The 13,828-nt window shown below is 54.6% G+C and carries 16 protein-coding genes; 3 read left to right on the top strand and 13 right to left on the bottom strand.

The window, feature by feature from the left end; all coding sequences use genetic code 11:
- Window positions 1–1,019 precede the first annotated feature (1,019 nt).
- The 11 genes from Poly41_RS33315 to Poly41_RS33270 all read right to left on the bottom strand — a co-directional run bounded on the left by Poly41_RS33315 (window position 1,020) and on the right by Poly41_RS33270 (window position 7,714).
- Complete coding sequence (locus Poly41_RS33315) at window positions 1,020–1,409, bottom strand: leucine-rich repeat domain-containing protein (protein ID WP_146531694.1); 390 nt, start codon at window positions 1,407–1,409, stop codon at window positions 1,020–1,022.
- Window positions 1,410–1,756: 347 nt separating this feature from the next.
- Entirely contained in the window at window positions 1,757–2,287 is a 531-nt protein-coding gene (locus tag Poly41_RS33310) for an ankyrin repeat domain-containing protein (protein WP_146531693.1), read from the bottom strand.
- 76 nt (window positions 2,288–2,363) lie between these two features.
- Entirely contained in the window at window positions 2,364–2,834 is a 471-nt protein-coding gene (locus Poly41_RS33305) for a DUF4262 domain-containing protein (RefSeq protein ID WP_146531692.1), read from the bottom strand.
- Window positions 2,835–2,920: 86 nt separating this feature from the next.
- Window positions 2,921–3,481, bottom strand: coding sequence for a DUF2695 domain-containing protein (locus tag Poly41_RS33300; RefSeq protein ID WP_146531691.1), 561 nt, complete (start codon window positions 3,479–3,481; stop codon window positions 2,921–2,923).
- Window positions 3,482–3,609: 128 nt separating this feature from the next.
- Complete coding sequence (locus Poly41_RS33295) at window positions 3,610–3,909, bottom strand: hypothetical protein (protein WP_146531690.1); 300 nt, start codon at window positions 3,907–3,909, stop codon at window positions 3,610–3,612.
- Between the two features lie 446 nt (window positions 3,910–4,355).
- Entirely contained in the window at window positions 4,356–4,859 is a 504-nt protein-coding gene (locus Poly41_RS33290) for a hypothetical protein (protein ID WP_146531689.1), read from the bottom strand.
- A gap of 122 nt (window positions 4,860–4,981) precedes the next feature.
- On the bottom strand, window positions 4,982–5,128 hold the full coding sequence (locus Poly41_RS34685) for a hypothetical protein (RefSeq protein ID WP_197231986.1): 147 nt from the start codon (window positions 5,126–5,128) through the stop codon (window positions 4,982–4,984).
- Window positions 5,129–5,157: 29 nt separating this feature from the next.
- Window positions 5,158–5,832 (bottom strand): SMI1/KNR4 family protein, encoded by a 675-nt coding sequence (locus tag Poly41_RS33285; protein WP_146531688.1) that lies wholly within the window; start codon window positions 5,830–5,832, stop codon window positions 5,158–5,160.
- A gap of 105 nt (window positions 5,833–5,937) precedes the next feature.
- The gene (locus Poly41_RS33280; RefSeq protein WP_146531687.1) at window positions 5,938–6,501 is read right to left on the bottom strand and encodes a hypothetical protein; all 564 of its coding nucleotides are present in this window, start codon (window positions 6,499–6,501) and stop codon (window positions 5,938–5,940) included.
- Between the two features lie 172 nt (window positions 6,502–6,673).
- Window positions 6,674–7,288: a DUF2314 domain-containing protein gene (locus tag Poly41_RS34680; RefSeq protein WP_197231985.1), complete on the bottom strand. Its 615-nt coding sequence runs from the start codon at window positions 7,286–7,288 to the stop codon at window positions 6,674–6,676.
- A gap of 36 nt (window positions 7,289–7,324) precedes the next feature.
- The gene (locus tag Poly41_RS33270; protein ID WP_146531686.1) at window positions 7,325–7,714 is read right to left on the bottom strand and encodes a DUF6547 family protein; all 390 of its coding nucleotides are present in this window, start codon (window positions 7,712–7,714) and stop codon (window positions 7,325–7,327) included.
- An 832-nt stretch (window positions 7,715–8,546) separates the two neighbouring features.
- Between Poly41_RS33270 and Poly41_RS33265 the strand changes: the two genes are divergently transcribed.
- The 3 genes from Poly41_RS33265 to Poly41_RS33255 all read left to right on the top strand — a co-directional run bounded on the left by Poly41_RS33265 (window position 8,547) and on the right by Poly41_RS33255 (window position 12,169).
- Window positions 8,547–10,991, top strand: a complete 2,445-nt coding sequence (locus Poly41_RS33265; RefSeq protein ID WP_146531685.1) for a patatin-like phospholipase family protein — start codon at window positions 8,547–8,549, stop codon at window positions 10,989–10,991.
- A 682-nt stretch (window positions 10,992–11,673) separates the two neighbouring features.
- Window positions 11,674–11,910, top strand: a complete 237-nt coding sequence (locus tag Poly41_RS33260; RefSeq protein WP_146531684.1) for an RNA 2'-phosphotransferase — start codon at window positions 11,674–11,676, stop codon at window positions 11,908–11,910.
- Between the two features lie 13 nt (window positions 11,911–11,923).
- Window positions 11,924–12,169 (top strand): hypothetical protein, encoded by a 246-nt coding sequence (locus Poly41_RS33255; RefSeq protein WP_231616155.1) that lies wholly within the window; start codon window positions 11,924–11,926, stop codon window positions 12,167–12,169.
- 73 nt (window positions 12,170–12,242) lie between these two features.
- Here Poly41_RS33255 and Poly41_RS33250 read toward each other — a convergent pair whose 3' ends face one another.
- The gene (locus tag Poly41_RS33250) at window positions 12,243–13,391 is read right to left on the bottom strand and encodes a serine hydrolase domain-containing protein (protein ID WP_146531683.1); all 1,149 of its coding nucleotides are present in this window, start codon (window positions 13,389–13,391) and stop codon (window positions 12,243–12,245) included.
- A 188-nt stretch (window positions 13,392–13,579) separates the two neighbouring features.
- The coding region (locus Poly41_RS33245) for a hypothetical protein (protein WP_231616154.1) at window positions 13,580–13,828 on the bottom strand (249 nt) is incomplete at its 5' end.

The raw sequence follows: 13,828 nt of genomic DNA, 5'->3' as shown, positions 1-13,828 counted from the left end.
CGAGTTCTGGTTGGTCGTGACGAGTTTGATGGTTTGTGGTAGGCGGCTGCATGTTTGCGATCCAAGAAGTGGGGCGGCGGCACGTGTCACCGCGATCCTCCGGAGAGCCCGGAAGAAATTCGCCGCCGCCCCGTAAACGTGTGGGAAGGTGTTGATCGCGATGACAAGCTAATCATCGCATCAGGTCGCAATCGCACCAAAAAAGTGCACTAGAAGGTTTTGCTGCTACCTACGCAATCTGAATAGCAGACTGCGACTAATCGAATGCAGCTAATAACTTGGGCTTGCCCTTGGTCGACAGACCACAAAAGGGCAAGCCCTTATGGTCCCTTATGGGAATGGCGACATCTGAGTGTCGCCTACAAAAGCACCGGAATGTCGCCACGGAACAAGCCGCTGAAGCTCGCTAATTTGGTGAGCGAGTTACCTTTGTCCCTCCCATGCCGGCATGTCAGAAACGCACGCTGTCTTCCACGTCGATTCGATCGGCATCAAGTCTGCCATGGCAGCGTAGAATGCCAGTGAGCTTCCTTACTGTGGTTTTCCTTTTGCTTCGGGTGCGCCAAGGTCAGCAGCGAGCAATCGGCCTGTATCCACTTCGGAGTGACTCATCGCCGAAGGTCGGCGGTCGCGCCACCTTTGGTGTTGCCCACGAGATGAGGAGGGCACGGGGCCATCAACGGGCTCCCATTCGCGTCTCATTTAAACAATTGATGGCGTTTTGTGCTCGGAGGCGGCAATTCGAGACTGCCGCCATTTGGAAGGACACGACCCAACTCTCACAAGGAAAATTCGACAGGAATTGAACGTTTCACGGAACAATGACTCGCGTCTCAAGCTCGTGCTGTAGCTGCAGCCGGTCGATGAAGCCGGAGCATGTTACGTCGTCCGCGACACAGGACGGTTCGTCATTAGCCACTTGCAAAATATCCGAAGGCATCGCGGGGTAGCCAACCAGTCGTGCCGCATTCTCTGACCCCATCCGCCCTCAGTCTGGGCGATGGAGTGGAGCTCTAGCATCACTCCGCATCTTCTTCGAAAGTGATCAGCAGTTCTGGGATGCCGGAAAGTGTGGATGTATCCAGGACATTGGTATTTGCAAGAACAATCTTCCGAAGTTTCGCGAGGCCGGCAAGCAGTGAGACGTCCGAAATCGCAAAGCAATCGGTGAGGTTGAGGTATTGGAGGTTCCTGCATGTCGACAATGGTCGCAAATCGGTCACGCCGGCACATTCGTAGAGCGTTAAACGCTCTAGATTTGCAAGGCTTCCCAGCGGCGCGATGTCGGTCAGCTCGCTGCACCATGAAAACGAGAGTTCGCGCAGGCCCAATAGTCCGGCGAGCGGGGCGAGATCGAAAATCTGTCCGTCCGTAATATCCAGGGATTCCAACCGCGTTAAGGTGGCCAAGGGGCTCAGGTCCGATTGATGGTCACTACCAAGGCTCAACACTCGCAAATTGGTGAGCGCTGAAAGTGGACCATAGTCTGACACGTCCCCACACGACATCTCAAAACGCTCCAGGTCGGGAATTCGTGTAAGTGGTGCGAGGTCCAATGCACCGTCCCCTGATATCTCGATCGACCGTCGATTTTGCTGAATTGCATCTTCGACACGTTGTGCAAGCTTCTCGGTGAGCGTTTGATTCGACATAAGCCTAGTGCGGATCGGTTATTAAAAACAACGCTGAAATGGAGACGGATCTCAACTACCGCCATCGCTCCAACCGATGGTTTTGCCGGTCGCAGAAGCCGTTTTCAGGACTCCATGAGTTCAACAGGCAGCTTTGCGCCCTGAGAACGCAGAAACTCGATCATCTCCTCGTTTTCGCAGTCTTCGGCTTCAGTCAAAATGTTTCGTGGAGGCATGCCTTCCTCAATAACCAGCTGATTCACATCAGCGCCATATGAGATCAGCAAAGTGGCCATCGCCACAGGATCTTCGACGTGACGGCTGAGGACACTAAACAATGGGTAACCCAGGTCCGCGTCGGCCCCGAGTTCGAGCAGCGCCCGCGCATTCTCTAGTTTGCCGAACAATACGGCAAAATTTAAAGCCGTATAGTCGTTAGCATCCTGCTTCGCGAGATCTTCGCCAACTTCCTGAACGAGCCAGCGAATCATTTCAGGGGACGATTCCTTGGCAGCATCCTTAAGCAACCAAACTCGCTCAGCGGACAATCGCATCGGTAAGTCCGGCCGCTCACTCAGTAACTTGCGAGCACCTTCGATGTCCCCGGCGTCAATCGCGACTCTGAAAGCGAATTCCTGCGAATCTTTGTCAACCATTTCACGATCTCAACGGTCTGGTGTATTGGCTTGTCACAACGGAGAAATCACGTGAACTCGATGAGTGTCCCACCCGTTATCGCTTCAAGTACCCTATCCCTGAGTAGTCACCAAGGATCACTTGGTCGTAATCATATCCCTGTTCATGCGGAAAGAGCATGTCAATATCCGGAAATACGAGTTGCAGGTAGGAAAAGGGACGATCTTCGTAGTACTTGATCGATGCCAGCACGTACTCACGTAGGTCCGCCAGCTCGACGTTGATCAGATAGTAATCGAACGGGTCCGTTTTCTCTTTTTCGATGCGCTGGCCGACCGGTGGGCTGGACGCCTTGAACCGCCTCGCATACGAGTGAGCCAGTTCTCCCGAGAGTGCTGGCGGTAGGGATGAGATAAACAGTTCAGGGATGCCAGCTGTTTCAAAAAGTCCTGTGCTGTAGCAAAAGGACGGTTCTTCTTCCGCAGGCACGTATGTCAGATGGAAGCCATGCAGGCGAATGTTGCGGATGACTTCGGCCGAGTATGACTCTGGTGTGAACTTTTTCATGAACTCGCCTCCGGCATTGGTGATTAGCGGCCATGCGGCACTGCGTCCGGGACCGGCGTTACGCGTAGTTTGGACGTGAAACGTTGTTAAGTGATCTCTCGGTTGAATGTTGGGTAAATGTTCGCTGACTCCAGATTCAAGACGATCTCACAATCGCATCCGCCGCCCTGTGCGAGCAGTGCGAATTCCGTTGGTGCTAGCGGATAGCCATTGTCTGTAAGCCATTGCCGAGCAAATCGGGAGGAGTGATCGCAACCGTTTAATTGGACCTTTTGATCAACCCATTCGATGAGCGCTTCCAACGCCTCTTCTGGAATGGGCATCCGTGCGATTCGATCGTCAGTTGGACCAAACAGCGCATTGGGATCAGCATTCAACGCGACTTCAAAGTCGCTACGAAATCTGTGGCGGACCAGGAACTCCAACGTCTCCTCGACAGGCAAACCGTTCGTGCCTAACCATTGTTGCGTGTACCGCAAGGTATCGTCATGACCATTTGCAACGATCTGTTCCGCCAAATAGTCGAGCAGCGAGTCCAGTTGGTGCCGAGACAAAGGAGAGGCTGCGGCCGTTTCGTCCCAACGGCGGCGCTGCTCTCGAATCGCGGCTTCTTGGCGCTGTGCCTTGCGGTCTTTTTTCGAGGACATGTACGAGGGTCTGCCTGTTCACGTGACGTCTGGGAAAACTGGCCCGCCGCAGTCGATGTTCCATTGGAAAACGCGAGATCGGCGGCTTCGCGTTGATGGAGTTGTTCTACCGCGTTTGCAATTGTCGTTCAGTATCCGCATTCGGAGAAGCTTTTACCCGAGATGATGTTCACGTAATTACTGCACATTGGATCGATGTAGCGGTCAAAGACCAGTTCCTTGAGTGGGTCAAAATTGCATTCGAGTTCCGAGCAAAGAAACAGTCGTTCGTTGAATTCGGGATAGTCTCGAACATGAGCAAGCTCGATCTCTGTATATCGATCATAGTCTGTCGTCGCGATCGGGATGTACTCATCACCGACGTGTCCCGGCTCACAGTAAGATCGCCACAGCCCGACATTTCCTTTCCCGCCAGACACCATCACCATGCGTTCTTCCTTGGTTCCAGCCCACAGAGTAATGTTCCTAAACCCCCGCGTGTTGATTTTCCATTCAGGCAACTGGATATCTGGAGCGGGAGCGAGACCTTTGTGGAAATGCACCTGGCTGCGTTTCAGGACGGAGCGGTTGAGAGAGCAAACAAATAGGTGGTTGCTTGAGGTTAGCTCTATGCCAGCCCAGTCGTCCTCGCTACGGAATTCGCTGAAGACCGCAACGAAAGGACGAGGCAACATTTGGAGTAGAACGAACCAACCGTTGCGTAGAGCAATACTGAGGACGCGACCTTCGCGCCAGGGCACTCGTTTCGATCGTGGTGAGGTTTCTGACGTCATTCTTTGTAGGCATCAAGGCGGCGACACTTCGGCACGCACGAGCAAAACGGCCATGGAAAAGCGGTCGATGACATCCTGTGCGTGCATGGCTTGGTCAGGCTCTAAATGTCTTCCAATTCGTCTAAATAGGCATGGTTAGTATACAGCCGAATGAATTTCTCACCGACTTCAGGCAGGGCAGTGTTATCGAGATGTGCGAATATGATTTCGTTTTCGAGCCAAAACCGGCATAGCCAAGTTTCAAAAGTCGGTGAATCAAAGACAAATTTCTTCGGGTGCAGCTCCGCGAGGTCCGCGGAGTCAGGGTCATCGGCATCAAAAAAATCGTAACAGATGACTACGGCGTGACTTTCGGATGACGGACGAAGAAACAGGTACCAAAACGCACAGCCTTGCGAGTCGTTCAAGAATCGTAGTAGGTACCCGTCACGTAGCGGCAAGAGATTTGTCCCCATGCCTAGATAACAATCGGTGATGGAACGAATCCTCGCCTGCAATTCAACATCCGCTATGAACGCGACGAATTCTGGTGGGAGAATAATGTTGTGTTGCATTGCGGCGGCCTCGACCTTCTTGAGTTGCGTCTGCAGTCTCCTTCTACGCATGACTCCAACATGCTCTTTATGCCTGGGCAACGCACGCAACCATGAAAAGCTACCGTCCAGCTTAAATGGTAGTGGGTGCTGATCGCGTGCCGATTTAAAGGGAGTCTCTGAACGTTTCATCTTTAGGCAGAAAGACCAAAATCAACGGTTGCCGCCAGGAATGATTGTTTCAGGACAAGGCCGACCGGCAACTCGGATACAGTTTTCTGTTCTGCGTCTCCTAGGGCAGTAGTGACCGCCGCAAGCGGGCGGCGACGATTGACATTCATCGAAAAACCACCCCTTCAGCCGCTTCGGTTCACGGTTTGGGGATGCTCTTGCGCGGCTTTGGCTTAGGAAGCGTGGCGACGGCTTGCTGCAGCCAATCATCATACCACTCCAGAAACGTCATGCGACTCTTGCGTTTCCGTTTCGCTGGCACCAGTCCGCCTTCATCTGCGCGCAGATCCTCCCAAACGTTTCCCGCTTCAGGGCCAGTCACAACTAGCCAGTTGCGGAGCGCACAACCTTGATGGCAGATGGGAATCGCGCCGTTCACGTGCTCCGGATTCCAATAGATCCTGTCGATCCGTTCTACTTCTGCCTCGTGCAGATCTTCATCTTGAATCTCATCTTCGCCTGGATATTCCGGCAAATCATTCCACGCTTTTGTGTGGGGAAACGGTTTGGCTAGCGTGCCGACAAAGCCATCGTTTTCCTTCCAGCGCTGGGATGAGTAGCAATCATCCATTTCGCGGAACTTAAATAGTCCGTAATACGGGCCAGCTCCACCATTTCCGAGTTCGGTGATGAATCGGCGATAGCCCTCCGGAAGCTCAATTCCATGTTTTACTTCGAACTTGCTGACCTCCGAATTCCGCACGATGGGATTCAGAGTGAAACGATGTGTTTCGGCACCAAAGATCTTGGGCTTCCGCTTGGCGCGTCGGCACAGTTCAAGATCTTCGCGAATTGCTTCGATGGTAGTGGGCATAAGGCTTCAGGGAAAAACGAGACGGCAACCGAGCCGCTGACAGATGACATTGATTCCACAAAAACGCGAGGTCGGCGTCTTCGATTCACCGCTTTCAATGACAACCTAGAACTTGTGGAACTTTAGTTGCCGATAAATCAAGTTGCGTCGCCGTACTTCATAGTCTTTCGAAACAAATTGCAGGGTGGCATCGCGAGGACGTTCACCCAAATATGACGCAAAGTTACTTTTCGCGATCACCTTCAATATGGAATCGCTGGTCGCACCATTGGCCAGCGGATCTGAAAACGCGGCCTCAAATTCCCGCTTGAAAAGCGCATAGTCTGATCGCCTGGGCAAAGCGAATCCGAGATTCAGCATCGCGTCCACAGGACGCGTAGCAGAATCGAATTCCGTAAGGATCGTATCATTGTCCGCCAGGCACTTCTGTAGCTTTTTGAAATCTGCCTTGGTTAATGGTTTGACCATGGTTTCGTGAGCCGCAGTCGTCTCAACCGCGGGTTTCCATTTTTCATTCAGAAGGCGTTTCAGCAGGAACAACGTCCCCTGGTAAAGTTGCTTTTGATCAGAGAGTTTGTAGCGAGGCTCGTAATGTTCAGGTACGGCGCGCTCGATACGCCAAATTCCTTTGGAATGAGTCCGGACCCAGTCTCCAATCTGCACGTTCATGGGTATCTCTCAGCGAGTAACTCGATAATATATAATAGAAATTTCTGCCTCGCACCTCAGTCAGACAACGCAAGTCCAAATTTACCCTTTGGGTGCTTCGCTGAGGTATGCAGGCTGGTCAAGCCAGACTGGAAGCGGAAGGCAAAGTCTGAGCCCACGCTCAATCGTCATGTCACTCGTCCACATAAATTTCAGCGACGTGAAGAGGATGAAACGATAAGCTCTCGCCGTACTTAGTGGCGTCGTGCTGAGGATCGTTTTCGATCGTACCGACAAAGTAACCATCGTCGTCGAATCCTGTGATCTCCACCCACATCCGCTCGCACTGACCATCCTCGCGGTCATCCATCTCGTCGGCAAACCGAAAGACCAGCTTGACAAAATCGCCAACGTCCAACTGCTCGATTTCATCCTTCGAAGGCGGATTAACGTCATTCCGATACTCGGAGAGCCACACGGCATCCTCGAGGTAATAACCATTTTCTGGAAAACTCGGGAACGGTGTGTCTTTGAAACGCCGCCATTCGCAGTCGGGACTGTCGCGCTCGGCCGCCCAACCGCAGGGAAGGTCGTGGAGTATCCCTACTGACGCGTCGAGTTGGACAACTTGTCCTAAGGCCACCACTTGAACGGTCGAGTCATCCGCAGGCTGGTCAGCATGCCCGTGAAATTGCCAATCGCCATCGTAGTCATGAAAGACTCTGAGAATCGGCGAGCCCTGCAATACAAACGTCGTGGTGAAGCAAGCCGCTTCAGGTGGATCGTCGAATTCCCAGTCGTGCGTCATGTGTGAAATCCGTAATGGGTAGCGGATGGCAATGGCTCACCCTTCCTCGTCTGACGGCCACTCCCGGCCATCGCGTCGACCGACATAGTCCCCGTGCATGCCCATGCCGCTGAGATCAACCGGCATGTCCTCGCCTCGATAGGTAAAACCCACATCGTGGCAGTCGACCCACCAGGAAAGTACGGCCAAAACATCGTGGATGGCACCATCGCGTTCCTCTTGCAGCAGTTCCGCCAAGGTCTGCCGCTGTAGAAAGGAAAGCGACTGGATGAAATCGTTGAATCGCTGGTGTGCGGGAGCGTTTGAGTAGCGGCCCGATTCCACAAGGTCCGAGCTCGAAGCTAACAACCGTGTTTCCTGAACAAGCGTGTCGATGATTCGTTTGTAAACATCCACTACGGTCGCTGATTCCGGCAATTCGTCCATGCAGCTTACGCTCCCAAATTCATCGGTAAAGACACGGTGCTCTATTTCGTGTTCTGTGTCACACGCCACATTCTAGTTCGCCTGCAGTGCCTCCATTTTCCTGCCCCCGAGCACCGCGCACAATACGGCTGCACCCACGAACTTGTTCCATCGAAGTAACAGTCTCACGTTCCTTTCCAGGTACCGTGTGCATCGTCGGTTGCTGCTTTCGGCTCGTCGTGAACCTCAGAATGCCGGTTCTAGCGGTTGCCTTAACGGAGGCGCCCCAAGCTACAGTCTGAACACGGAACAATGCTACTTCAGTGCGGCTAGAACCTGCCGAATGTGGCGACCGATCATGGCGTTCGCGAGTCAACCTGAGCCGTCGTTTTTAATACCGCCGTAATATGCCCAGCGCGCACAGGTGGGAGTGTCATGAGCAACGTAGCGGCTTGAGCGCGATCCGTGAACCTGCACCGGTGGCCGACGCCGGTGCGTACTTCGCTTTATTCTCGCGCGCGCTGGTTTCATCGACCGGAGGAGCAACCCTTATTCACGAATCTATTCAAGCAGGGCAGAAACACTGGATTTCACTGCGGCAGCATCGTCGGGACGAGGTAACGCTATGTACTCCGGTTCGCCTGAAACCGAGTACATTCAACAATCGGAAATGTGAAGATACCGTGGCGAGGAATTGCCGCACTGTGCTCTAAAGGGTGGTGGCAGGTCGCTGCGGATAGCGCAAATCGCGGGCGGTCCCCGAAACAGCACCAGTGCCGGATATCCTCGGGTGTTCCGCGCCGAGGATAAGGCAGTCGCGACGCTCCCTGTTCCCGCCTACAATGTGCCTACTATGTCACGACTGCTTTTGTTCTTTGCTGTTTTTGGGCTTGTCGCGGTTCCCGCTCGTGCGGAGATCTCCGTTCGTGTTGGGATCGTCGCTTATGAGGATTTTGAATCGGAGTTGGCTCATTATGATCGATTCTTTGGGGGGCTGACGGCGAAAGATACCGAAGTTTCCTTCCAGTTAGCGGTTGGCTCTTATGGCGAGGTCTTGCATTGGGTCGATCGGCAGCTGGTTGATTTGGCGATCCTGACGCCCGGCGTGTTTGCCAGTGCGATATCCGAGGATCCGGCCTTCGCGACTTGTCAGTACTTGGCGTCGGTCGAATTACCTCCGGCTGCTTCGCCTCTTGCTCCTGAGATTCGACGTGTCGCAGGGTTTCATGACAGTTACAGGTCGGTGTGCGTTGTCGCCAACGATTCCCCGATCCAGAGCGTGGAACAATTGCGGCGCCTGGCGGAGAGTGGAGTTGCCCAGTTTTTATTCGTTCATCCAAAGTCGCTTTCGGGACACATCGCTCCTTTGCATGCTTTACGCGCAGCAGGTATTGAGACGAATGCCGATGCGAGTCAGTTCACCTACTCCCACACTCAATCGTTGCGACTGCTGACACAGCAGCCCACGGAGCTGGAGCGCGTTGCGTTTGTCTGGGATGACGTGGACGCGGAGCCGGAACTAACTTCGAAACTGCGACGGATTGAGTTTCCGCAACTGGATGAGTTACGGTTGCCTCGCAACGTCGTTGTCGCTCGAAACGGCTTTGAGCACGAAGATCGCATCCGACAGCTCATCGATGGCGCAGAAAGCAGTCGGTATCGGTTCACTCGCTTCTACGATTGGGCGACGCGGTTTGAGGCCGTGCAAAGTTGGCTCGCCGAGGCAGACGCGTTGGAGACAGGACCGGAGTCGTTATCGCTCGAGGAAGTTGCTCAGTCGCTGTTGCAGTATGCAAGATCGCAACCCAATCCACCACGGCTGGCGCTCGTCCTATCCGGCGGCGGAGCGAAGTGTTCGTACCAGGTCGGGGCTGTCTCGGCGCTAGAGGAACGTTTGGAGTTGCTGCGAGAAGAATCGGGTGAAGAAAGTTTGGACATCGCGTTGGTCGTGGGTACTTCGGGCGGCGCGATCAATTCCGTGCCGGTTGCGATGGGGATCTCGAGTAGCGAAGTTGGCCGGGAAGGGTTTCGTGAGACGTGGCGTAGTTTGGATCAACGCGAGATCGTGCGACTGCCGCGATTGATGCGGATCAACATAGGCATCTGGTTCGCCGCACTGCAAACCGCAATCGTGATCTGGTTGGTTCGTCACTATGTGCCCGATCTTGGGAAACGAGGCGCAGCGTTCGCCGTGGTGTACACCGTATTGGCGGCGATCGAAGTATGCCTGGGGTACATCCCCATTCATCCCTGGTCGATGCTTGGTGAAAACCACGTGCTGCATCACATCTGGCTTTGGCTCAGTTTTGGCGTCCGCGAATCGGCGTGGGCACTGCTGGTGATCGGTCTTGCCGCACTGGTGTGGGAAAAGATTCGTTCGCGCCGAGGGCGGCACTTTGAGATCCCCAAATGGCTTACCAACGCGACATTAGCGGTGGCGATCTGTGGCTTGCCTCTGCTGCAATTGGTGACGCTGTTGTTTTGGAATGAAACGATTTCCACTGGCGCCGGCATGGAGCGTACGCTGGCGGAGAAGTTTCCGCTGGTGATGAATAAACATCTGAGGGAACAAGGGGAAAACCCGCTGGAATACGATGCCGGCGCCTCGTATGCCGACCGTTTGCAGCAAGTTAGCTCACAGGTGATCCAGCGAGGATTGTTGCAACGCGATCTGGTGCTGACGGGAAGTTGTTTGACTCAGACGAGCGAAGAACTGCCAAGTGATTTGTATTTCTACGCGTCTGTGGATCGTGATTCGGAACCGCCGCCATTCGGGACTCGCGGCGTATCTCTGGTCGAGCGACCGTCTACGCTGCTGGACGTTGTGATGGGGTCGGGTTCGATCTTCCCCGTCTTTCCCGGCAGGATCATCGAGGGGATTCCTCGCGCGGGAGAGAGAATCGAATTAGTCGATGGAGGTTTTGCACACAACAGTCCGGTGGAAGCGGCGGTGTTGTGGGGCGCGACGCACATCGTGCTGGTCGAAGCCAAGCCAAGAAAGCGAATCGAGCGAGGAAACTTTGTTCTCAATGCCACGTCAGCGTTTCGTCACCTGCACTCCCAAGCCCAATTGCTCGACACGCGTTCGCGAGGCCGAGTGACGATTTTCAGCGTGGCCCCGAACCCGCCGCATATTTGTGTCCTCGACTTCGCGGAGAATTTGATCGCGGACAGTATCGAGCGCGGTTATGACGACGTCAGTGAAGGAGATGAAGCGTTTCAGCGGGAGTTGGGCGAACCGGTGTTTCGTTCCGTTCAATTAGCCACCGCGAACTCAGAGATCACCGCGGTCAAGTAGCTCGGGACAAAGGAGGGTCACGACTTTCCACTTTCTACTGTTGCGTGCATCGTTACCCGCGGATTCATACAATCTCGAAGCGCCACCTGGTACCAATAGCGATTTTGATCCCGGATTTCAGGGAGACTGCAGCGAAGCAATTCCGCTACAACGCTGAAGCCGATGCATCTTCTCGCACGAAGAGTGACGGATTGCTGAGCTGTTAACGGTCATTTTCACGCCCTTGATGTCTTTGGGATCGGCGATTAATACTGACTGTTGATCAATTCGTTTGACGGAAGGTGTTGCCAGTCGGCCTTGTCCAGCTGGAGAAAAGTAAACGCCATCGAAAAGCGTTCCCCCAAACTGCTGTGGTCTCGCGGCCACAAATTTGATGCGAGAGACCGACGTGGTTCAGCCTGCGATTGGCAATCAAATGAATCGCGCATGAGACCTAGGGACATTGAAATGCGGGTTCGCCATCAGGAACGGAATCCCGTTTGGGCACCGCGGATATCCGGCGAAGAATGTGAAGGCCCCCGCGATCAGGAAGAAAGAACTCGATAGCATCGCAACTTGGATGTAGCCGATTCCACGCGATCATCTTGGTCTCGTTTGGCTTCGTCTTCTTCGATGCGCTCCGCGAACAACTGCCTTGGCAAGTGGTGATGCCGTTTGCGATTTTTCTCGTTAGACTGACCGGATGAACAAGCGACTCACCAAAATCAGCAAGTATTTGACGTTCATCCTACGTCACGAACCTCATTCGATTGGCATGAAGCTCGACGACGAGGGATACCTCAACGTCGAAGACCTCGTCAAAAACGCGAACGCATCGGGCAAGTCCATCACGTCTGAGCAGGTCAAACAAGTCGTCGCCGACCACGAACAAAACCTTTTCACGCTCAGCGACGAGGGCACACGCATCCGCGTTAGCTGAGTCAAGATACCCCATGGCTCTGCAACCCATCGAAGTTCCCGATTCCATCAATCGGCTACCTTACGCGGAAGGTGCTGAGCACCTGAGCGACACCGCCAATGACGCGATTGAAGCGTTCACGCTGGTTGAGCAACCGGTGATTGAAGGCTTCGTCACCTGCGATTTCCATTTGCCCGACCAAGCGATCACCTGGATCGAGCAAAACCATCTGCTCACCTACCGTGGCCGAGAAGTTCTGAACCTCGTTGGCAAGATTTAGACGAAGAAACGACCTGAAAAACGTGGTCGCCACTGAGTTTGGCCGCTTCTGTCCAACGAGTGGGTCGCATGGTTTAGGGGGCACTCGGCTTGGGCGGCGCCAAGTCGACCGCCGTTGCGAGTCGCTCGAAGAAATCGTTCCACACGTCATCGGGGACGTTGCCGTCGAGGCCGAGACGGACCACAACCATTTGCCACTCTGGGATCACAAAGCACTTATTGTTGTTGTACCCCGCCGCGGCAAATGTCCCCAGCGGCGCTGAGGGCCACTTACACGTTCCGTCGGGCTTCGTGCCGTTCGTCCACCAGTTGAATCCGTAGACACCGCGGCCGTCGATGTCGCTCGTCGGATGTCCCCACGGCAGTGAGGCTGGCACCTGGGCTGAGGTCGCCGCGAGTACCCAGGAATCACTGATCAGCTGCTTGCCGTCCCAGTTCCCCCGGTTAAGAAACAGGTGTCCGAAACGGGCAAACTGTCTTGCCGTGATTTGGATGTGTTTGTTGCTGTTACCCGATCCGCCGTTGATGGAGATTCCATTGACTTCTCCAAGGTCACCCCAGTCCCAGTCCTCGCGGACCATACCGATGGGATCGGCGATGCGTCGTTTAAAAAGTGACTCGAGCGGCTCGCCCGCTACTTTGGTCAGCGCATTGGCGAATTGATTCATCGCCGAGTCCCAGTAGGCGAATTGCGATCCAGGGGGGAGAAACAGCGGCTTGTCTCCGGGCAGAAAAGGTGTCGAGCTTGGACCGTGCGCGTAACCGCCGCGCGGCTCGTCGCCGATCGCCCGGTACCCGGAGGTCATCGTGGTGAAGTGCCGCAGCGTCACGTCGGGATACGTGTTCGCCATCGTCGGCAGCAACTCCGCCGCGTGCGTCTTGAGCTGCACTTTCCCGTCATCGATCAGCAATCCCAACGCCGTGCTTGTGAACGACTTGGTGCATGACCAAACGCCCTGTCGATGATCGATGTCGTTACCTTTCCAAACGATCCTGCCGTTGCGCAGGACCACCATTCGCGTCACACCATCGGTGCCGACCTTCTCCATGAGCCCGTCGATTGCGTGCTGCAGACGTCCCGGATCGATTTGCTCCGCTTCGGGTGACACCTCTTGCCAGTCGGTGCCGGGAAAGATCATCGATCGCTCCTCAGCCAGCCCCGCGGCCGTGGTGAACCACATCAGCGCGATTGTAATGGAGGGTTGAATCAGGGACTGGGACATGGGAGAACGCTCAGAGGAGATTGGGGATGGGCTCGCTTGGTGCTATCAATTGCCGCTGTTCCGCAGTTATCGGATTGTAACGATGAATCACAACGCTCGCGCCTACCCTTGACATCGTGCAGGAGGGGGACAGAGCACTTGGTGTTGCAGTTCACAAGCTCTCACATCAACATGCTGTGTTTCCAGGTTCATCTTGAACCGCCCAGGCAGATCACGCACGCGCGGGAAAGGCTGGCGGCAGCACTTGCTGCAATCCCCTGGGCGTATTTCATCAGCGGTGCGTCCATGGCGACGTCTTGATCTCGGGTGGCCCACACGTTTGCCAACGATCCCAACACACGGTACGTCATTTTCGTTCCGCATCGCAGCAACTTAACGGTTTTGACTCTTCCCATGGGAAACGCAGCTCGATCACTCTCAACTCTCCTCGGTTGGAC

Source organism: Novipirellula artificiosorum, from assembly GCF_007860135.1.
Lineage (GTDB): Bacteria > Planctomycetota > Planctomycetia > Pirellulales > Pirellulaceae > Novipirellula_A > Novipirellula_A artificiosorum.
Note: the sequence above shows the minus strand (reverse complement) of the source record. Positions and strands in the feature narration are given on the sequence as shown.